Source organism: Lactococcus cremoris subsp. cremoris NBRC 100676 (assembly GCF_001591705.1).
GTDB classification, from domain to species: domain Bacteria; phylum Bacillota; class Bacilli; order Lactobacillales; family Streptococcaceae; genus Lactococcus; species Lactococcus cremoris.
Genome location: NZ_BCVK01000001.1, coordinates 14,677 through 36,120, shown reverse-complemented (window position 1 = coordinate 36,120; position 21,444 = coordinate 14,677). Strand labels below are relative to the sequence as shown.

The window sequence follows — 21,444 nt, the reverse complement described above, 5'->3', positions numbered from 1 at the left end:
GGTAGAGCAATGACATTACAAATATTGGGAAAATTTCTGGGCACTTTCATCCTTGTATTATTAGGAAATGGGGTTGTCGCAGCAAATGTTTTAGGTAAAACAAAATCGGAAAATGCAGGTTGGGTGACTATCGCAATTGGCTGGGGCTTAGCCGTTGCTGTCGCCGTCTGGGTAGTTGGCTTCTTTTCGCCCGCTTATCTCAATCCAGCCCTGGTCATTGGTTTTCTTGTCTTAGGGAAAATAAAGATTGGCTTAGCACTTGCTTTTATTGTAGCTGAATTTTTAGGTGCTATGTTAGGTGCTGTCGCCGTTTGGTTACATTATTATCCTCATTGGGAAGAAACAAAAGATTCTTCTCTAATCTTGGCAAGTTTTGCCACAGCACCTGCTATTCGTCATTCTTGGTCCAATTTTTTAGGAGAAGCTTTTGACGGGGCGCTGCTCATGCTATTGATTATGGCAATGGGACATTATCGTCTTGAAGGTGGTTTTGGTACAATTATTATCGGTTTTCTCATTATGGCAGTTGGTTTTTCTTTAGGACCAACTACTGGTTACGCGATGAATCCAGCACGTGACTTAGGTCCGAGAATAATGCACGCACTTTTACCAATCAAAAATAAAGGAACTTCTGACTGGGGCTATGCTTGGATTCCAGCAACTGGTTCGATTGTTGGTGCTGTAATTGCTGGACTACTCTATCAATGGATGCTGACGCTTCATTGATAGTATCTAAAAAATACGGATAACCATCCGTATTTTTTTAATCATTAAAATCAAAGCGAAGTTTCATATGATTGGAACCAGAAATAACCATTTTACCAAGAAGTTCAGTTTGAGCAGTCAGAGCAATCTGTGCAAGTTTTTCGTTCACTGCTTCAAGTGATTGGTCACTTCCTTTGTCAGTTTCATTTTGCAATGCTCTTAATTTGGCCATTGTTTTTAAGTCAAAATCATCTCTTTTATCGACATAGCCTTGGAAATTACTGTCTCCAAGGACAGCAGTCATTGTGGTCAACCAATATATTTTTGTTGGGTCAAAATCCAGCTTTGTATCACGATAAGAAGCAGGTGTGTCGCTTACTCTGGCATAAAAAGGAACCAGACAATTAAAGGTGTTGGCACCAAAGGCAAGCCAGTGAATCCCAGCAATATTTTCAGCAACCTTATCTCGAATTTGCAAAACATGAAGTTCCAGATTACGGTTGAGTCCAATTGGTCGAATCAATTTTTGTTCTGCGGCGCTTGAAGTTGTACTATAAGGGTCATAAGCTGTATTTTCATAATGACTTGACAGGACAAACTTAATTTCTTCAATGGAAATTTTACGATTGGCTTGGCAAATGAAAGGTAAATCTTGATTAAAAGGGTCATCATTTCCTGTGGTTTCTGGAGAAAAATAGTTTTGAACATACCAAGCACGTGGATTGTTGTAGCGCGTGTCTTTAATCGTGCTTGAACCAAAAATATGCCGAAGATTATATCCGTCAAAGTCTGGATTAAGATTGTTGTCATCAATAAATTCTTTCAAACCAGTTGAATAAATCGTGTCAGAGCTTTCAAAATCATACCAATCAATATTAAGACGATTAGGTGCAATAACATAGGCATCATCGGGGATACGAATAGCGGCCCACTGATGTCCGCCCAGTGTTTCTAACCACCAAATCTCATCTTTATCGGAAAATGCCATGCCGTTTGATTCATAGGTTCCATATTTTTCTAAAAGTTGTCCTACTCGTTCAACACCTTCACGCGCACTCTGGATATAAGGAAGAGTAATTGTTGTGAAATCTTCTTCTCCTAGTCCTTTTTCCGCGTAGGGGTCCAATCCTAAAATTCGACTATTTGTTGTGGAGGTTTCTGTCGCGGTCATGGCAACATTCTCACTATTAATTCCAGCTGCAGCCCAAATACCATAGCTTGAATCCGCGTCAGGTGTAGAAGTATATGATAGGGGATTATCTGGTAAGTCAAATTCACAAGCTGTGGCGATAGAGCGATAGCGCTTAGGTTGATTTTCAGGATTGATGACAACGAAACGTTGGGGATTAGGTTTATCTCCCCCATCTTCGTTTCGTGCAATTAGAGTGCTACCATCTAATGAGGCTTTTTTACCTACGAGAAATGTTGTACAGGCCATAAGAACTCCTTTATAAATGTGATAAATAGCCTGTTATTAATAAATACTAAGCATAATTACAGGTTAGATTTTTGAATTTATTTAAAACTTAAAGTTAACTATTATTATACTATAAAGAAAGTTGTTTTTGAATGCAGAATAATACAGTTTTTCTAGAGGGCAAATTGATTTGATGTTCAAAAGGGAAGTGTTAGAATTAGGGTAAGATTAAAGCTAGAGAAGATTTATTTGAAGGAGAAGAATATGACCTCACCAATAACTGTTAAAGGTATGAGCGTGAAATTTGGCGATAAAATAATATTAGACCGATTATCTTATGATTTTGAAAGTGGAAAAATAATTTGTTTGATTGGGCCTTCGGGCTCTGGTAAATCTACTTTTATTAAGTCAATTGTGGGAATGCAAAAATTAGATAGTGGAAGTGTTGAAATTCTTGAAGTCAAAATACCAGATAGAAAAATTTTAGGACAATTAGGTTATATGGCGCAAGAAGACGCCTTATTTAAGGAGTTGACTGGAAAACAAAATTTAGAGTTTTTTGGTTCGCTCCAAGGAATCAAAAAAATGAATTGACAGAAAAACTTGAAAAAGCGGCACTGACAGTGAATCTTACAAGTCATCTTAAGCAATCGGTTGCTAATTATTCAGGAGGAATGCAACGTCGTTTATCACTCGCCATCGCTTTACAAACGGATGCTCCAATCTTACTTTTAGATGAGCCAACGGTCGGGATTGACCCAGAATTACGTCAAGAAATCTGGGAAGAATTAAGAAATCAAGCGGACCAGGGGAAAACGATATTGATTACAACTCATGTCATGGACGAAGCAGAACGGTGTGATATTGTATTGATGCTTAGAAATGGCAAGTTTATTGACGAAGGTTCTCCTAAGGAAATTAAAGAAAAATATCAAGTAGACTCGGTGGAAGAGGCTTTTATTGTGGCAGGAAAAACTTTAGAAATGAAAGCTAAGGAGGTGGTGAGATGAGAATTATTGCCATTTTCAAGCGAATTATGCTTCAAAGGCGCGGAGACCCAAGGACACTTGCAATGATGTTTTTAGCGCCAATATTTATTTTGACACTCATGTACTTTCTCTTTCAAGTGCCATCAAATACTGCCTATCGAGTGGGCTTAAAGTCGGATAATACAGAATTAACGAAGGCTTTAAAAAATATGCCAGATGATAAAGCTCATTTGGAAGTGGTAAATGTTTCTAAAAATAATCGCTTGACAATGAATGAGAAAGATTTGAGTGCAATTGTCAGCATTTCAGGGAAAAATATTGAGATTAGCTATGCCAATCAGTCAAATGGAACAAGTTCTGCGGTAAAAATGCTTTTAACGCAAGTAATTCAAGAAAACCAAGCCAAAGCGACTAAAGAAGAGACTCAGCAGGCTTTGCAAAATTTGATGGATAAATTGTCTCAAGTATCAGGACAAAGTGCTCCAACCAAACTGAGCGTTAATACAGAGCAGTTTCAGATAAGAAGCAAGTATTTGTATGGAAATCCGACGAGTACAAATGCTACTTTTGATGATTTAGCACCGATTTTAGTTGGCGCCTTTGCTTTCTTTTTAGTTCTTCTAATTTCAGGAATTTCCTTAGTGAATGAGCGAACATCAGGAACATTGGGAAGGATGCTAGTGACTCCTGTTAAACGAAGTGAGATTGTCACTGGCTATACTTTGAGTTATGGAATTCTTGCGATGATTCAAACGGCACTCATGGTTATTTTTACCTATTGGATTTTAGGGGTTCATAATAATGGAAATATTGGTTGGGTTTTTGTCATTAATTTCTTTATTGCAATCATTGCTTTGTTGTTCGGCTTGCTCTTATCCACATTAGCAAAAACAGAATTTCAATTTGTGCAGATGATTCCTTTGGCCATTATTCCACAATTTTTATTTTCGGGATTGATTCCTGTCGATACGATGCCAACAATTCTGCAAGGAATTGCCCACTGCATTCCAGTTTATTATGGGATTAGTGCCATGCAAGAAGTGGTTAAAAGGGGAATGGGTTTTTCAGGAATTTGGTTCGATTTGTTGATTATGTTCGTTTTTGCTGTCGTGCTTTATCTTGCAAATGTTCTAGCTTTGAAAAATGTTCGCAGAACCTAAGTAAATAATTTTTATCCTATTGACTGACAGCTTTCAGAGCTGTCAGTTTTTGTATTGTCCGATGGGGAGGACCAGTAAGGTGAACCATTGTTTCGTGTAACTGGCTATGCTATAATTAAAAGATGAAAAAAATTACAGTACGGACAAAAGCAGCAAAAAAACTGCGAGCGGGTTACCCACTTTTGGTGGCAGAAGATTTAAGTTCACCTATTTCAGAGGATGATTTTGCACAGTTTTTTGATGAAAAAGCTCAAGCTCTTGGAACAGGCTATCTTTCAAAGCAAAATAAAGGAATTGGCTGGTTGTTGAGTACCTCATCAGCAAAAATTGACCATCATTTTTATGTGGAAAAATTTGTTCAAGCACGAAGCTTACGTGCTCCTTTTTTCCAAGATGAGTTGACGACAGCCTTCCGTCTGTTTAACGGCGAAGGTGATGGTTTAGGAGGCTTAACCATTGATTTTTATAATGGTTTTGTTGTTTTTTCTTGGTATAATCCATTTATTTATAGTCAAAAAAAAGCAATTGTCAAAGCTTTCCAAGTGGTTTTTCCTGACATTAAAGGGGCTTATGAAAAGCTGCGTTTTGCTGACAGTCAATTGGAAAGCCAATATCTGTTCGGTGAAGAAGCGCAAGAACCTTTATTAGTCATGGAAAATGGGGTGACTTATGCGACATACTTGAATGAAGGCTTAATGACAGGGATTTTTCTTGACCAAAAAAATGTCCGTGGAGCGCTTGTAAATGGCCTTGTGGCTGGTAAAACTTTGTTGAATATGTTTAGTTATACAGGGGCTTTCTCAGTAGCTGCAGCCGTTGGTGGAGCAAGTCAAACCACTTCGGTCGACTTGGCAAAACGATCACTTGATAAAACAAGAGAACAGTTTTTGGTCAATGGAATTGAACCAGACAGTCAAAAAATTTATGTGATGGATGTTTTTGGCTATTTTAATTATGCCAAGAAAAAGAATTTGACTTATGATATTGTTGTGCTTGACCCACCGTCATTTGCTCGCAATGGTAAAAAGACATTTTCGGTGGCCAAAAATTATGGGGAACTTGTGGAAGAAGCTGTGGATATCCTCGAAGATAATGGAACGTTGATTGCTTCAACGAATGCAGCAAATGTTTCTGATAAGAAATTCCGTCAAATGGTTGAAGAATCTCTCAAAAATAAGGGAGTGAAATTTACCATTTTTCAAGAAGAAAAACTACCAGCTGATTTTCAGATTGCTGACAGCTTTCCAGAAGGAAATTATCTTAAAGTTTTATTTATTAAAATCAAAAAATAGTCTGTCAGTTACTGACAGGATTTTTTGTCAGTAATTTAAAAATGTGAGCGCTTTACTATCTGCTTTCTATATGATAAAATGCAAGCATAAGCTTAATTATTCTCATTTTTTTAAATAGAAAGCAGATTGGTGAGATAGGGATAGAAACCTATTTTATTTTTATTATGGATAAAAAATATTATCAGTTATTAAAAAAGCAGCTTTCTTCAAAGGAGGCTGTACTTACAGAAATTATTAATTTGAGTGCAATTTGTGAATTACCAAAAGCAACAGAGCATTTTATGAGTGATGTGCATGGTGAATATGATGCTTTTAATCATGTCCTAAGAAATGGTTCCGGCAGTATCAAAGAAAAATTACGGGATTGTTTTCCACAATTTTCGTCAGCAGAAATTTCATCAGTGGCAACCTTGATTTATTATCCACAAGAAAAACTAGACTCTGAATGTCAACTTCAAGATAAAAAGCTTTTTGAGCACTATTGCCGTCTAAACCTAGTCTATCTATTGAAAACAGTTAAATTTGTTGGACAAAAATATACGCGTTCAAAAGTTCGTAAAGCTTTTCCAGAAAAATTTCGCTACATCTTAGAAGAGTTAATCAATGAAGTGGATTCGACGACTGACAAACAGGACTATTTTGATTCAATTCTTTCGCAACTACAAAATCTGGGAGAACTTACTCGCTTAATTGTTGCACTTGCAGATACAATTCGCAGATTGACGGTCGACCATCTACATGTTGTTGGGGATATTTATGATCGCGGACCATATCCAGACAAAATTATTGATCGTTTGATAAACATGCCCTCAGTTGATGTTCAGTGGGGCAATCATGATATTGTGTGGATGGCGGCTTTTAGTGGCTCACCTTTGGCCATGATGAATGTGATAAGAATTTGTGCCCGTTACGGGAATTTAGATATTCTTGAAGAATCTTATGGGATTAATTTGCGTGCTATTTTAGAATATGCTGAACGTTATTATGAACCAAGTGAGGCATTTCGTCCACGATTAGTTGATGGGGTTCGCTTGTCAGCTGATGAAAAAGTACTCCTTAATAAATTACAGCAAGCCACGGCTATTTTACAATTTAAGTTAGAAAGTCAACTAATTGAAAGACGGCCAGATTTCCAACTTGAACATCGGGACCTCCTCCATTTTATTGATTTCTCACAAAATAAAATAGAATTAGCAGGTGAAACTTAGGATTTAATTGATTTTCAGGCGCCTATAATTAATCCTGAACAGCCCGCAAGTCTAACTGAGGAAGAAGAAAAAATAATTGCTCACTTGTTAAATAATTTTAAAACTTCAGATAAGCTCAAGCGCCATGTTGGATTCTTGCAAGAAAAAGGGGCCATGTATCTTTCTTACAATGGCAATCTATTGATTCATGGTTGCCTTCCCTTACATGAAAATGGAGATTTTAAATCATTTACGATTGATAAGAAGGCTTATGCTGGACGAGATTTACTTGATTTTTTTGACAGTGAGGTTAGAAAATGTCTTGCTCATCCTGAAGAATCAGAGGATTTAGCAACAGATTTGATGTGGTACTTATGGGTGGGAGAATGTTCTTCCTTGTTTGGCAAAACAGCAATGACAACCTTTGAACGTTATTATATCAAGGATAAATCCACTCATGTAGAAAAGAAAAATCCATATTATCAATTACGTGAACAACCTAAAATCATTACAAAAATCTTAGAAAACTTTGGTTTAGATGAAAATGGACATTTGGTTAATGGTCACACTCCAATTAAGGAAAAAAATGGCGAGAATCCAATCAAGGCAGATGGAAAGTTGATTGTGATTGATGGAGGTTTTGCTAAAGCCTATCAAAAAGAAACAGGTATCGCTGGGTATACTCTTCTTTACAATAGTTTTGGCATTCAATTGGTTGCTCACCAACCTTTTTCGACAGTCAAAGCAGCGGTCGAAAAAGGAACAGATATTATTAGCTTGAAACGTTTAGTGGCGGAAGTTGACGAACGAAAGCGGGTCAAAGATACTAATGTTGGGCAAACTTTGCTAAGTGAAATAGCAGATTTAGAGGTGCTTTTTGAGCATTATGAAGATTATTAAAAGGAGTACCTTTCTTGGTACTCCTTATTTTCTATAAAAAGGCAATAAAAAAACTCAGCCTTAGCTGAGTTAATATTAGTGCGGTGGGCGGGACTTGAACCCGCACCAAGAAAATTCCCGACAGGATCCTTAATCCTGCGCGTCTGCCAATTCCGCCACCACCGCAAAACAGTACTTTAATATAGTACCATTTCTAGATTAATTGTGCAAGTATGAACTAGGGCTGATTTTTTATTGGAAATAAGAAGCAATTTCGGCGGCATGTTTTCCAGCGACAAAACCTGTGACAAAGGCACAAGTAATATTATAACCACCAGTATATCCATTAATGTCTAGCAGTTCCCCAGTCATAAATAAGCCTTGTGTTTTTTTGCTTTCCATACTTTTAGGATTCACTTCTTTCAAAGAAACACCGCCACCAGTGACAAATGACTTCTCAATTGGGAGAGTTTTATTTATTATGATTTGCCAGTTTTTAAACAGTTGAACGAGTTTTTCGATTTGTTGTTCAGATAAAGATTTGGCTGGTAAGGCAGGATTAATGCCAGCTTTTTCAAGAATAAAGAGAAGCATGCGTTCTTGGGTTAGCCCAGAGAAGGCATTTTTAATTGATTTATCACTTGAAGCTAGCTTGGTCAGTTCATTTTTTAAAAACCCAGCCGATTTATCTGGGAATTGGTCTAAGCTGACCATGACAGGAGTTTCACCTTTTTCAAGAAGTTGGTTAATGAAACTTGAACAGCGTAAAGCAGCCGGACCAGACAAACCAAAATGAGTGAAGAGCAAGTCATGTTGATGAGAAATCACTGTTTTTCCTTTAGCATTAACGACTGACAGCTTGATTTCACGTAAAGAAATTCCTTGAAGGCTTTTATCTAAAATGAAAGATTCATCAGAGAGTAGCGCAGCTTCGGTAGCATAAAGTTGCGAAATCGTATGTCCCGCTGAGCGGGCTAAGCGATAACCATCGCCGGTTGAACCTGTGGAAGGATAGGCACGACCACCCGTAGAGAGAACGATTGTTGGACTTAAATAGCTTTCACTATCAGTTTCTAGTCCAACGATGGCCCCATTCTCAATGATAAGTTGGCTGACAGCTTGACTTGGAAAATAAGAAACATGAAGGCTTAAAATTTTGTTGAAGAGCGCATCAACGATTGTTTTAGATTTGTCAGTTAGAGGGAACATGCGTCCATGGTCTTCTTCTTTTAATTTAACACCATTACTTTCAAAAAAGTTAATAATATCAAGATTAGAAAACTGAGAAAAGGCCGAATGAAGAAAGCGTCCATTACCAGGAACATTTGCTAATATTTCATCAACAGAGCGACTATTGGTCACATTACAGCGCCCGCCACCGGTCATTAATAATTTTTTTCCGACTTTTTTATTTTTATCAATAAGAGCAACTTTTGCTCCATTTTCTGCTGCTGAAATGGCGGCCATCATTCCTGACGGGCCTGCACCAACAACGATAACGTCAAATGTTTTTGCTGATTTTGTCATGGTTTAATTTTAACACGAAATGCGGTAAAATAGCAGTATGATTGAATTGACTGATGAGATTTTAAGAAAATTGATTAAAAAACGTAAAAAAGATTCTTATAAAGGAACTTATGGACGTTTATTAGTGATTGGTGGAAATGCTCAATATGGCGGCGCGGCTATTTTGGCAACGACAAGTGCAGTTTATTCTGGAGCTGGTTTAGTTTCTGTAGCATTGGCTAAAGAGAACCATGGCGCTTTACATGCAAGACTCCCAGAAGCAATGACAATTGATTTTGATGATTTGTCAGCTCTAAGAGAAGTAGCAAAATCTGCTGACGTCATTGTCATTGGTCCAGGACTGGGTTTAGAGAGACTTGATTTACTGACAGAATTTTTGAATTTACTGACAGAAAAACAAAAGTTGGTCATTGATGGTTCAGCACTGACTCTTTTTGCTAAAGAACAGTTAAGCTTGCCTTATCCGCAAAATACGATTTTCACACCGCATGAAATGGAGTTAGAACGACTTTCTAGTTTGAAAATTGGTCAGCAAACTAAAGAAGCTCTTCAAGATTTTGTTAATCAAGAAGGAGCAATTATCGTTTCAAAATCCTCAGAAACGCGAATTTTCAGTCCAAATCAAGAGAACTTTATTTTAAAAATAGGTCTCCCAGCTCAAGCAACGGGAGGAATGGGTGATACGTTGGCTGGAATGATTGGCGGATTTTTGGCCCAATTTCATGGAGAAACAAGAGAAACAGTAGCTGCTGCAACCTATTTACACAGTTTAATAGCAAGTCATTTAGCTAAAAAAGCTTATGTGGTCTTACCCAGTCGATTGATTGAAGAAATCCCATTATTTATGAAAAAATATGAATGCTGATAAATTCTGTCAGCATTTTTTTCTTTGAACTTTGTTATAATTAATCATCAAATAAGCGAAATGAGGTGAAAAAATGAATGCAATAGAACTTGTAGAAGGAGCCATGAAAAAAGCTGAGACCATTCGTCCAAAAGTGGGCGGTTTTCCATATCTTGCCGAATGTTTGAGAGAAGCTGGTGTTTTGAAAAACGTCTGGACCTTACCAGCGGGACAGAGCACTTTTTGGACGGTTGCTGGAGTAATTAGCCTGACTAATGCGCCAATGCTTACCGGCTTTCAGGAAGTTGCAACTTTTGATAGGGAAGCCTTGATTAAAGCTTTACGAGCTGACCAAGCGGGTAAAACGACTTTTCCTGAGTTTTTAAGTGCAACTTGGGAGGCTGGTGTGATTGACTATGAAGCTAATTTTGAGAAAAGGATTGTTACTTATCGTGGAGCTCAGGGCGAGGAATATGTTGAAGCCTACCCTGCGGTAACCATTGCTTAGGAAAGTTCGTTATAAAAAAGCACTCATGATGATAGAGTGCTTTTTTATTTTAGAGACGAATATAGGATTAATCACAAGCCTTAGTAGACAAATGATAATTTCTAAAAAATATCAGCAAGAGATTGGATAATTTCTGTCAGTGATTTTTTCTTTCGTAATTTTTGAAATAAAAATAATATAATATTGACGATGAGAACTAATAAAAATAAAGAAAAACTACTAAATGTAGTTTCGCTAAAAAAGGAGAAAGCATGCTAACAATCGGCCGACGCTATTTGAATTTTTGGCCTGTTTTTTGGGCACTTTTTTTGCTTGTCATTCAAGTGGTGACTAATCTTTGGTTGCCAACAATTACAGCGGACATTATTAATAAAGGAATCGGTCAATCAGATATGAAATATATCTGGTTTATGGGTTTAATAATGCTAATCGTTGCCCTTGCTAGCTGGATTTCAGCGATTGGGAATGTTTATTTTGCTTCCAAACAATCGCAAGGTTTGGGGATGAAATTACGTCGTGACTTATTTAATAAAGTATTATTTATGGATGAGCGTAATTTTCAAGATTTTGGTGATGCAACTTTAATCACCCGAACAACAAATGACGTGACTCAACTGCAAAATGTTTTTCAGACGATGCTTCGGATGATGCTTATGGCACCGATGATGTTGATTGGTTCAATCTTTATGGCTTGGAAATTATCACATGATTTGATGCTTGTTTTTTTAATTTCTTTGCCTATTTTGACTTTGGCTGTGGTGATAAATATCGCAATTGCCATGCCCCGCTTTCGTTCAATGCAAACAAAAGTTGATAAGATTAATCTCATCTTTCAACAAGGACTAACTGGAGTACGGGTGATTCGTGCTTTTAGGCGAGACCAATATGAAATTGATAAATTCGATGAAGCAAATCGAGATTTGACGCATACTAGCCGAGTAGTATTAACCACCATTGCCATGTTAATGCCAATCATGACCGTTATTTTGAGTTTTACAAATATCGGAATTGTCTGGTTTGGTGCACAACTCATCGGTAAAGATATGATGGAAATGGGCTCATTGGTTGCCTTTTTGACTTATGCATCACAGATTTTGATGTCCTTTATGCAATTGTCGGCAGTCGCTGTTATGGTGCCCCGAGCTCAAGTTTCGGCTGTCCGCGTTCGAGAAATTTTAGAAAGACAAGACAAAATCACGGATGAGCAAGTTAATAAGGAGCTAAATGAGTCTGTCAGTAATTCTTTAGCACTTCATCAGGTTTCATTCAAATTTGATGAGGCTAAAAGACAAGCACTGTCAGATTTGTCAGTAAATGTGAAAGCTGGTCAAACTTTAGCGATTATTGGTGGGACAGGTTCTGGGAAATCAACGATTTTGAATTTGATTGCTAGATTGATTGACCCAACAAGTGGAAGTGTCAATATAAATGGGATTGATATTCGGCAAATGTCTAAACATGATTTGCATGAGAAGGTCGCCTTAACTCAACAAAAAGCAGTTCTTTTTTCTGGAAGCCTGCGTTCTAATCTACAATTTGGGAAAAGTGATGCCACTGATGAAGAAATGTGGCAAGCTTTAGAAATTGCTCAAGCTGCAGATTTTATTCGAGAACAAGGTGGTCTTGAGATGGCAGTGGAACAAAATGGTGCCAACTTTTCTGGTGGCCAAAAACAAAGAATTGCCATTGCTCGAACATTGATTAAGGAGGCTGAAATTTATCTCTTTGATGACTCATTTTCTGCTTTAGATTTCGCTACAGACCGGAAACTTCGCGAGGCGATTAACAAGTCAGAAAAACATCATGATAAAATCAAAGTGATTGTCGCCCAAAGGATTGCCACAGTCATGTCAGCTGACAAAATTTTAGTTTTGGAGAATGGACTTGCCGTGGGTCTTGGAACACATGAAAGTCTGGCCAAATCATGTCCGCAATATCAAGAAACCATGCAATCACAACTCTCAGATGAGGATTTGGTGAAAATGGGTCTTTCGATTACAAATTCAACTGACAAAGGAGGCCCAGTCCAATGATGAGAGGAAATTATCTTAATCGTGGGGGGAAGGGAGCTGACCGTTTCCAAAAAGGACGGCGAGCTGAAAATTTCTTTCCGACCATTATTCGTCTTTTTAAATATATGCGTCGCGATTTGTGGGGGTTGATATTTTCAAGGGTAATTGCTGGTCTGTCAGTCATCTTATCAGTTCAAGCCCCTAAAATCTTAGGGACGGCGACAACGGTGATTTTTGATGGAGTGACAAAAAGTCTAAAAAATCATCAAGCTATTCGAATTGACATGGCAAAAGTTGAATCTATTTTGCTTTATGTCTTGGTCATTTATCTAATTTCATTTGTTTCTGGAGTCTTGCAACAAAGCATCATGACTCGAATTTCACAGCGAACGGTTTATACTTTGCGCCGCGAATTTAAAAATAAAATGAAAAAGTTGCCCATTTCTTATTATGATAGTCATAATAATGGCGATATCATGAGTCGAATGATTAATGATATGGACAATATTTCGGGGACTTTAAACCAAACATTGATTCAACTGATTACAAGTATCCTGCAATTTGTAGGAACCATCTACTTCATGCTGACGATTTCTTGGCAGTTGGCATTAGTTGCCTTTATCACAGTTCCTTTAGTAATGATTACTGTCAGAATTGTCGCTCCTTTATCGCAAAAATTCTTTTCTGAACAACAAAAGAATTTGGGCTTATTAAATGATCAAATTGAGGAAAATTACTCAGGGCACACGGTCATTAAAACTTTTAATCATGAAGCAGCAGCTGAAAAAGAATTTGCTAGAAGAAATGATGATTTTTATAAATCCGCATGGAAAGCACAATTTGTGTCTACTTTGATTTACCCAACCATGCGTTTTATCAATAATTTGGATTATTTAGCCATGGCAGTGATTGGTGGGCTTAAAGTGATTTCAGGGTCAGTCAATCTCGGAGATGTTCAAGCCATGTTGCAATATACCAATCAATTTGCGCAACCCATTACGAATATTTCTAACATGCTTAATACCATTCAAGCAACAGTCGCATCGGCTGAGCGTATTTTTGAAGTATTAGATGAAAAAGAAATGACTGAGCGGATAACGGACATTGAAAAAGTTACTGACAGCAAGAAAAAAAGGACTGACGAAAGACCCAAAAATTCTGTCAGTAACTTTGAAACTGCTGAAAGGACTGATTTTATTCATTTTGAACAAGTGGCATTTTCTTACAATGAAAATCAAACACTCATGACAGATGTTAATTTTTCAGTTGAAGTCGGTCAGATGGTTGCCATTGTCGGACCAACCGGTGCTGGGAAAACAACTATGATTAATTTGCTAGAACGTTTTTACGATGTGAGCTCAGGGAAGATTTTACTTGAAGGTAAAGACATTCGGGAAACAAAACGAGAACAATTGCGAAGTCGAATGGCAATGGTCTTGCAAGAAACATGGCTATTTTCAGGAACAATCATGGATAATTTGCGTTATGGACGTCTTGAATCAACAGATGATGAAGTGATTCAGGCCGCTAAAATGGCCCATGCTGATGAGTTTATCACGACTTTACCTCAAGGTTATCAAACCGTCTTAAATGAAACGGCTACAAATATTTCTCAGGGACAAAGACAGCTGTTAACCATTGCGCGTGCTTTTGTGGCAAATCCCGAGATATTAATTCTGGACGAGGCAACCTCTAGCGTAGATACAAGGACTGAGCGCTTGATTCAATCGGCAATGAATCGGGCGGACAAGTTTTGTTGTGGCGCACCGTTTATCGACCATTCGTGATGCTAATCAGATTTTGGTCATGGACAAGGGAAATATTGTAGAAACAGGCAATCATGAAAGTCTACTAAAACAAGAAGGACTTTATGCAAGTTTGTACAATTCACAATTTGCAAAATAAAAGAAATCAATCAAATTTTTGATTGATTTTTTCGTGTATTAAGAGACTATTTTGTTATAATGAGTTAAAAATAGGCTGAAAGGAGCGTAGATGATTAGAAAATCAGATAAGAAATTAAAGGATAGAACAAAGGAAGATAAAATAGCAAAAAATGAAGGCTTTGATGAATTTTTCAATCAAGTTCTCAAAAATATGCCAGCTCGTTCTGCTAAAATAATAAAATCTTCATTTGTGGTTTCAAAGGCCAAGGCCGAACAGTTTTTGGCTAATAATTCTCAAAAATTTGATCAGCTTTTTGATGAGTTTTTAGTCGGAGTGGACAGTCAAACACGAAGAAAATGTCATGAAACGATTCATTTTGCAACTTTGACAGCAGCGATTGTTGGCTTTTCACCCATTCCTTTTTCGGATGCCGTCTTGCTTGTTCCGATTCAACTGACCATGATGATGCGACTTTATAAAATATTTGGGGCTTCTTGGTCAGAAGCTTTGGCGAAGGGAGTCACAAAGGAATTAGTAGTCGTTGGTCTGGGACGCAGCCTCGTAGGAAATGTCTTGAAATTTGTACCAGCAGTAGGAACAATTGCAGGTGGAGCAATTAATGCGACAGTAGCCACAACAATTACTGAAGCCTTGGGTTGGGTGACCGTCAAAATGCTCAATGATGGTGAGGATATTTTCAATAATGTTCTTACTTTTGAAGGGCAATTTAAAGGTTTGGTCAGTAAATTACAAAAAACCACGAAGAAAAAATAAGTTGTCAGCAAAAAAAGACTCATCAGTTGATCAGTCTTTTTTTTATTATTTAGAAAAACCATTTTCCAAAGTTTTGATAACAGCTAGCATTTGCTCATCAGAAACTAACTTGTCAGCGCCATTGATGATTGCTTCATAAGCAGAATCATAAACTCTTCCATAATCACCGGCAACAGTTGGGATATGTTTCACAATCCGGTCACCATTTTGATTGAAATAAGTAAGCTTACCAAAATCAGTAGGACTATCTTGGCCAAAACCTTCATCACCTGGGAACATGCCAACTTTTAAATCATTTTCTTGTTGGTCAACATCCATTTTGATGAAAGTTCCTTTTGTTCCATAAACAATCCATTTGGGGTGGGGCATCGCAGCAACTTCGGTAGCAGCGACGGTTGCTCTTAAGTTTGGATACATGAGATTGACAGAAAAGTAATCATCAACACTGTCATAATCTCTGGTCGCACGAATGTCGTATTGAACTTCTTCGGGAGTTCCAAAAAGCGATACCATTTGGTCTACTAAATGAACGCCGTGACCATACCAAGCGCCATCAAAATTTCCACCTTGACTAGCATCATTAGGTCTGAAATGATCCATATTGACGGTAATGTCCACTAAATCACCTAAATAACCTTGCTCAATCACTTTTTTGACAGTCAAGAAATCACTATCAAAGCGGCGATTTTGGAAAGGCATGAAGAAAAGATTTTTTTCTTTAGCGATATCTACCAACTCTTTGGCTTGTTCTAAAGTTTCCACAAGAGGCTTATCACAGAGCACGTTTTTCCCTGCTAATAGCAATTGCTTAGCGTAGTCATAATGAGCAAAAGCTGGTGTAACGATAACGACTAAATCAATCAGGTCATCATTGATAATATCAGCGACATCAGTTGAAAATAAAGTTCCAGTCGCTTCTAATTCAGCTTGTTCCGGACGTTTTCCTAAAGTCCGATTGACAATTCGTTTAATCACAATATTCTCACGTTCTTTCACGTAAGGGATATGATAGCGATTAGTTGATTTACCAAAACCAACATAAGCAATATTAAGCTTTTTTGTCATATTTTTTATTCTCCATTTTGGCACGGAGGGCTTCGATTTTAGCCTGAGTAGCATTTTTGGTATTGATGCCTTTTCCGCCTACCGTTGAGTTTTTTTCATGAAATTTACCGACAGATTTCTGTCCCTTATTATCAAGTTGATATTTTCCCATAAGATTAAATACGATTCAGCAAGTAAATTACTCACTGAATTCAGTTCCTTTCTAAGTAGATTTGACGTACGAAAATTTACTGACAGAACTGTCAGTAAAAATTAACCTATTAAATTCCTTACAAAAGGAAATGATTAAGTGTTGTAATCTAAAAACGTTGATAGTTTAAAATTACTTCGTGCGGTAAGTGAGCGAATTTTAAATGACTTTACGTTCGTAAGGGTCAGTTGAAATTCCTTCAGCGAGGATTTTCTTAGACCATTCTTTAGCACCGAAAAGTGAGTGATTACGGTAGTTTCCGCATTCTTTTTCCGCAACACCAGGAACATTGTCCCAACCAAATTCATCACTTGAAAGCTCTTCTAGAGAAGATTTAATCACTTTCGCAATTTCTTCGGAACTATGTTCACCCCACATAATCATGTGGAAACCAGTTTGACAACCAAATGGTGAAAAGTCAATCATACCATCGATTCTATCGCGAATCAAACTTGCCATACTATGCTCGATAGTATGTAAAGCAGCCATACCAATGGCATTGGCATTAGGTTGTACAAAACGAACGTCAAAGTTAGTAATAACATCACCTTTCGGTCCAGTTTCGCTACCAATTAAGCGTACGTAAGGGGCAAGTACTTTTGTGTGATCTAATTGAAAAGATTCTACTTCAGCCATTTAAAATTCTCCATTTCTTTATCTTTCATTATACTTCATAAAGCTTATAATATCAAGCTTCATAAGCATTTTTGTTGTTTTTCTATTTCATTAAAAATCATCATTTTTAACTGAAAAGTTGTGCTTTTTGTTGTGCCTAAAATATACTTTAGGCAATTCGGGGTAAATCATTTAAAACCTTTACAGCTTGTTGTTTTTGAGATGAAATTAAGTGTGTATAAATCTCACTTGTAGTTCGTGGGCTAGAATGTCCAACTCTATCCATAATTACTTTTTGTGGAACGCCTGCAAGAACAAGAAGGGTGATGTGAGAATGTCGCAACATATGGGTTGAGAAGTACTTGGGATTCTTTGCCATTCCACCGTAATCTCCGACTTTTTTCATGAACTTATTTAGTGCGCTATTTGGAAAAGGTTGCTTATGGATAGTTGGAAATACGAAACTACAATCTGATTTCGTTCTCATCTCTTCCAAGATTTCCGCAGTCCGTTCATCTATTGCAATATGACGAACAGATTGAATGTTTTTGGTTGGACCAACTTTTCCAAGATTAATTTGCCAACTTTGGCGAATATAAACATCACGCATTAGAATGTCTACGTTTTTCCATTCAAGTGCTGCCGCTTCCCCATATCTACAACCAGTTAAAAAGATAAATTGTAATAAGAGTAGACGCCTAATCCCCATTTCTCGATGATAAGAAGAGCGTAAATTCTGTATATAACATTTTGCTGACTTTACAAATTCATTAAATTCTTTAACTGTAAAGAATTTCAAATCATGTTTTTCTTTTTGCTCAATAGTTTGTTTAACTTTTGGTATTCTAATACGTTGTGCTTCATTTACATCAATATATCGCATAGCAAAAGCAAAGTCAAAGAATTGTATTAAGTGACGTTTGAACTCTCTTCTAGTATGTGGCTTATCAAAGAAATTCACAAATTTTTGAAGTTCAATACTGGTGACTGATTTGATCCTTTTGTTTCCAAAATCAAAATCATTTAAAAATGTATCAAACTTTTGTTTTTCACATAAAGCATAACTCTCAGCGATTTCTTGTTTTCTTATATTCCAGTAAACCTCAAAAACTTGGGATACAGTGGCATTATGAAGAATATCAAGTGCTTCACGTTCAGCGGTAAGTTTTTTCTCAATCCTTTGAGCAATTAAACTTTTAGCTTGTCTTTGACTTTGTGCGCTAGCGGTTTCTAATGTTATAGTTACTTGCTTGCGTTCTCCATTTAAAGATTTATAAGTATCGAAAAATTTAACCTTTCCGTTTGGTAATTTTTTATTATACATTTTGTCTAACCTTTCATAAGTAAAAGGCGAAATAGGTATTCTTATTATACCATATTCCGCCTTGGTCGATTTTAACGTTGTTCTTGTTTCCAACGGAGATATTTCTCGTAGCCTACTGGGTCAATTAGAACACGTTTTACTGTTGGGTTGATAATATAGTTAGAAAACTTAGACAAACGTCGCATAGCAGTTAAATCATTCCCAAGCGTTCCTTTATTAACAGAAAAGTATTCAGAAATCTCATCTTTAGTCATAAATTTTTTTATCAATTATTATTCTCCTCATCCTCTTTATCTGTGATATCTTTTGGAGCTTTTCGTCTTGGATTATAACGACGAGAGTCAAGAAATTTTGCAAAGAAATAGGTTTTATCTATTACTAAACTTAATAGTAAGTAGTTGTTTACTCTTGCAAAATAAATCAACTCTTCAAACTCTGTAATGTTATTTTTCTCAATAAGGTCAATGACTTCATTTAGGAACTCGCCAGAAGCTTGCTCGCAAAGAAATTTGTCTAATTCAAATCCTGCCCCAGATTCAATATCCTCGATGTTGTAGGGTGTTTTATCTGGATTCTCTGCGTGTGTGAAGTAATCAAACATACCTTTTGGGCTCATGACTACCTCTACATGTGATGGGCTGTTTAATCTATCTTGTAAAAGTTCTGAGACTTGACTATAACTTTTCAAGGTTTCAAAGAACAGTGCACCGTGTTTGTGAGACTTTTTGAACTCACCAGTTGAGCGATTGACGTCTTTGTCATGCCATGGACTGAGAATGAAAGGAACATGTAGCTCTTCAAGTATGTTGAGATAATCTTTAGGCGCAGATTCCTGATAGATGAGAAACGCCCATTTATTGGTACGCTGTTCTTTTTTGATTTTTTTAGTCATATTTTATTACCTTTCTATCTATCAGGAGAATTTATCGAGATTTTCGGAGTTTTTATCTCATTGATGTGATTATTGATTATTGAACTAATGGGGGTCGTAGTCACCCCATTAGTTCAATAATATAGGATAATATAAAAGTGGTGCTTCACCTCTTGCGTTGCAAGGCGAGCACCACTTAGATTATCTTTTAGTACCGGTAAACCAAAGCTGGTTTTTAATACGTTCGGGTGTTGAGAAGATGTAATCAGGATTACGACTTGAAATTTCTTCTCTCAATAACTCTTCCATTTCTTTTAGGATTTTTTGAGCTTGCTGTGAGTGTGGAATTTTGAAAAACACAAGCACTTGATTTTCTGTAATATCTACCACTGATTTTTTTACTGCTCGGTTAAAATCATGATAAATTGGATTAACAGTTATTTTTGACTGTGGTTCAGGAAGTGTTTTGTCAATGTGTTCGCTTTGTAAGGCAAACCGTCTTAAGCTGAAGGTTTCGATGATAGATTTGAGATAATTTGATAATGCATCTTTTTTCAAACGTGAGATGATTTCAAATACTATAGAAAACATAAGTAAAAGAACCAAGGGGACGGTTGCCATGACAATTGAATTATGAAGTTTGTCAAAATAATCAGGAATCTTGCTCAATGGAGAAAAATTTCGTAAAGTTCCCATTTTTGAAGCGAATACTCCAGATAATAAAACAAGGAATAATCCCAAAATTGAGTACATAAACAGATTTAAGTTAAAATTGAATGTTTTGATGAAGTACGATTTTTTCATAAGATACCTTTTCTAGTATAATAGGTGGGAATCAAAAGAGGCAATACCTGGTAGGGGTGCTCATTATCAATGACTTGAATGAGGCCTGTACCTTTCCCATTGGGGATAACAATACCTTCGGGATTCAAATCAGGAAATAAGAATTGAACGGTCTTACTATTGATGTTACCGATTTGCATAAGTACGTTTAACTGCTCACGTACACTTATAGGTATTGAGTGATAGTCAAAGCGCTGACTGACAAGTAACATATGAACTTTTGTAGCTCTACCAAGCAAGGCAATTTGAGAAAGTAGTGAGAAGAAGGACTCCTTAATTGCTTTATTCACACCCTCAGAAATAGCGAGAACTTCATCGATAACAATTGTTAAATGAGTGAACTGATGTTCGGGATTCTCGTAAAGAATTGCTTGACGTTGATTGATGAGATTCAAACTTTTGGCAAGTGCTTCATTGATTTCAGAAACAAAGTCGGATTTACTGCGGTTCATTGCAGGATGTATTACTTTCACATCATTGAGCTTTGCCCAGCGAGAGGGAGTATCGAATTTTGGGTCAATTAAAATCAAATCTGAGATAGGTTTGAGCATCGTTAGGAAGTATGTTAAAGCATAAGATTTTCCACTTCCAGAGTTCCCCGCGATGGCAATACTGGTTACCTTATCAAAATCAATGGTGAGATTTTCCATGAGAGGGATTCTTGTTCCACTTTGTGAAGATGTGAATTGTTCTAAATTTGAAATAATGAGCCGTTTTGAAATTCCTATTTTCCAAGGAAAGAACAAGGCACGTTGAATGTGAATATCATCTGTATTAAGTGGGACAAAATAAGCAGAGGTTTGCTTTAACAAAGTGTAGCGTGGATAAAGAGATGCACTGGCGATTAGAAAAATCTTCTGATATAATTCGTCATCAATGATGTAGCCTGCTGGCAGGCGAGGGATAAAATAAAATCCCTCTTTCTTTATCTTGACATCGAAAGAATTAGTATAGCTTGTTTCCCCTTGCATTTGTGATCCGAGGGCCATGTTTAAGCTTTGGAGAATGTAGAGATTGAGTTGTGAGTCTGTCATTATTTGACCTCTTTTATTCCATCTGCCTTGAAATAGACATTATAAGATACTTCCACAGCTTGAAGGTTAATAAACTCCACTACTGACAAATATGGTGGAAGTTGAACTTCATTAGAAAATTTGATCTCAAAAGGAGGTAAACCAACCTGTGTAAACCATGCTTTATAAGCGATAATTTCTCCCGTCGGCTTCTTATCTTCAAATTTTTGTTGGGGAGTAAGTGAATCAGATATAGAATGAACAGGCTTGCTCTTATCTATGATGGAATGAGCGAGTGATGATGAGTAACCAGTTTGACGACGTGTATTAAATTTCATGTGT

Annotated in this window: 18 protein-coding genes, 1 tRNA gene and 3 pseudogenes; 10 read left to right on the top strand and 12 right to left on the bottom strand. The window is 36.9% G+C overall.

The annotated features are described in order from the left end of the window. The first annotated feature begins 9 nt into the window (after positions 1-9). On the top strand, positions 10-726 hold the full coding sequence (locus LLA01S_RS00185) for an MIP/aquaporin family protein (protein ID WP_061777642.1): 717 nt from the start codon (positions 10-12) through the stop codon (positions 724-726). 37 nt (positions 727-763) lie between these two features. Here the strand turns inward: LLA01S_RS00185 and LLA01S_RS00180 are convergent, their stop codons facing one another. After that, complete coding sequence (locus LLA01S_RS00180) at positions 764-2,143, bottom strand: C69 family dipeptidase (protein WP_015081959.1); 1,380 nt, start codon at positions 2,141-2,143, stop codon at positions 764-766. A 243-nt stretch (positions 2,144-2,386) separates the two neighbouring features. Here LLA01S_RS00180 and LLA01S_RS00175 point away from each other — a divergent pair. From LLA01S_RS00175 to LLA01S_RS00160, 4 genes and pseudogenes are all read left to right on the top strand, one after another. Beyond that, a pseudogene (locus LLA01S_RS00175) lies at positions 2,387-3,132 on the top strand (ABC transporter ATP-binding protein). Next, on the top strand, positions 3,129-4,271 hold the full coding sequence (locus tag LLA01S_RS00170) for an ABC transporter permease (protein ID WP_021165799.1): 1,143 nt from the start codon (positions 3,129-3,131) through the stop codon (positions 4,269-4,271). The pseudogene LLA01S_RS00175 and the gene LLA01S_RS00170 overlap by 4 nt, the downstream one beginning before the upstream one ends. A 122-nt stretch (positions 4,272-4,393) precedes the next feature. Beyond that, a complete protein-coding gene (locus LLA01S_RS00165) occupies positions 4,394-5,563 on the top strand; it encodes a class I SAM-dependent rRNA methyltransferase (RefSeq protein ID WP_011675285.1) in 1,170 nt (389 codons plus the stop codon). Positions 5,564-5,727: 164 nt separating this feature from the next. Beyond that, positions 5,728-7,650: pseudogene (locus LLA01S_RS00160) on the top strand (fructose-1,6-bisphosphatase). 79 nt (positions 7,651-7,729) lie between these two features. Here the strand turns inward: LLA01S_RS00160 and LLA01S_RS00155 are convergent. Together LLA01S_RS00155 and LLA01S_RS00150 are read right to left on the bottom strand one after the other, a co-directional pair. Next, positions 7,730-7,815: transfer RNA gene (locus LLA01S_RS00155), tRNA-Leu, on the bottom strand. 66 nt (positions 7,816-7,881) lie between these two features. Continuing rightward, on the bottom strand, positions 7,882-9,156 hold the full coding sequence (locus tag LLA01S_RS00150; protein ID WP_015081961.1) for a BaiN/RdsA family NAD(P)/FAD-dependent oxidoreductase: 1,275 nt from the start codon (positions 9,154-9,156) through the stop codon (positions 7,882-7,884). A gap of 37 nt (positions 9,157-9,193) precedes the next feature. Between LLA01S_RS00150 and LLA01S_RS00145 the strand changes: the two genes are divergently transcribed. The 5 genes and pseudogenes from LLA01S_RS00145 (at position 9,194) to LLA01S_RS00125 (ending at position 15,181) form a co-directional block, all read left to right on the top strand. Then, positions 9,194-10,021 carry an NAD(P)H-hydrate dehydratase gene (locus LLA01S_RS00145; protein ID WP_061777641.1) on the top strand — a complete coding sequence of 276 codons (828 nt, stop codon included), beginning with the start codon at positions 9,194-9,196 and terminating at the stop codon, positions 10,019-10,021. A gap of 73 nt (positions 10,022-10,094) precedes the next feature. Continuing rightward, entirely contained in the window at positions 10,095-10,508 is a 414-nt protein-coding gene (locus tag LLA01S_RS00140) for a DUF1398 domain-containing protein (protein ID WP_011675288.1), read from the top strand. Between the two features lie 251 nt (positions 10,509-10,759). Beyond that, entirely contained in the window at positions 10,760-12,541 is a 1,782-nt protein-coding gene (locus LLA01S_RS00135; RefSeq protein ID WP_061777640.1) for an ABC transporter ATP-binding protein, read from the top strand. Next, positions 12,538-14,425, top strand: a pseudogene (locus LLA01S_RS00130) (ABC transporter ATP-binding protein). Before LLA01S_RS00135 ends, LLA01S_RS00130 begins: the two are co-directional and overlap by 4 nt. Before the next feature lie 90 nt (positions 14,426-14,515). Continuing rightward, positions 14,516-15,181 carry a YcjF family protein gene (locus LLA01S_RS00125; RefSeq protein ID WP_011675291.1) on the top strand — a complete coding sequence of 222 codons (666 nt, stop codon included), beginning with the start codon at positions 14,516-14,518 and terminating at the stop codon, positions 15,179-15,181. A gap of 45 nt (positions 15,182-15,226) precedes the next feature. Here the strand turns inward: LLA01S_RS00125 and LLA01S_RS00120 are convergent, their stop codons facing one another. From LLA01S_RS00120 to LLA01S_RS00085, 9 genes are all read right to left on the bottom strand, one after another. Then, entirely contained in the window at positions 15,227-16,246 is a 1,020-nt protein-coding gene (locus LLA01S_RS00120; protein ID WP_011675292.1) for a Gfo/Idh/MocA family oxidoreductase, read from the bottom strand. Then, complete coding sequence (locus LLA01S_RS12585; RefSeq protein ID WP_011675293.1) at positions 16,230-16,397, bottom strand: hypothetical protein; 168 nt, start codon at positions 16,395-16,397, stop codon at positions 16,230-16,232. Before LLA01S_RS12585 ends, LLA01S_RS00120 begins: the two co-directional genes overlap by 17 nt. Before the next feature lie 198 nt (positions 16,398-16,595). Beyond that, positions 16,596-17,072, bottom strand: coding sequence for an S-ribosylhomocysteine lyase (locus LLA01S_RS00115; RefSeq protein ID WP_011834348.1), 477 nt, complete (start codon positions 17,070-17,072; stop codon positions 16,596-16,598). Positions 17,073-17,220: 148 nt separating this feature from the next. Further along, complete coding sequence (locus LLA01S_RS00110) at positions 17,221-18,468, bottom strand: tyrosine-type recombinase/integrase (protein ID WP_133265046.1); 1,248 nt, start codon at positions 18,466-18,468, stop codon at positions 17,221-17,223. Then, the gene (locus LLA01S_RS00105; protein ID WP_021215062.1) at positions 18,447-18,644 is read right to left on the bottom strand and encodes a hypothetical protein; all 198 of its coding nucleotides are present in this window, start codon (positions 18,642-18,644) and stop codon (positions 18,447-18,449) included. Before LLA01S_RS00105 ends, LLA01S_RS00110 begins: the two co-directional genes overlap by 22 nt. Beyond that, complete coding sequence (locus LLA01S_RS00100) at positions 18,641-19,255, bottom strand: replication protein (RefSeq protein ID WP_031287734.1); 615 nt, start codon at positions 19,253-19,255, stop codon at positions 18,641-18,643. Before LLA01S_RS00100 ends, LLA01S_RS00105 begins: the two co-directional genes overlap by 4 nt. 192 nt (positions 19,256-19,447) lie before the next feature. Next, positions 19,448-20,050, bottom strand: coding sequence for a hypothetical protein (locus tag LLA01S_RS00095; protein WP_021215064.1), 603 nt, complete (start codon positions 20,048-20,050; stop codon positions 19,448-19,450). Further along, complete coding sequence (locus LLA01S_RS00090) at positions 20,047-21,123, bottom strand: ATP-binding protein (protein WP_021215065.1); 1,077 nt, start codon at positions 21,121-21,123, stop codon at positions 20,047-20,049. The genes LLA01S_RS00095 and LLA01S_RS00090 overlap by 4 nt, the downstream gene beginning before the upstream one ends. Further along, entirely contained in the window at positions 21,123-21,440 is a 318-nt protein-coding gene (locus tag LLA01S_RS00085) for a hypothetical protein (protein ID WP_021215066.1), read from the bottom strand. Before LLA01S_RS00085 ends, LLA01S_RS00090 begins: the two co-directional genes overlap by 1 nt. Positions 21,441-21,444 lie beyond the last annotated feature (4 nt).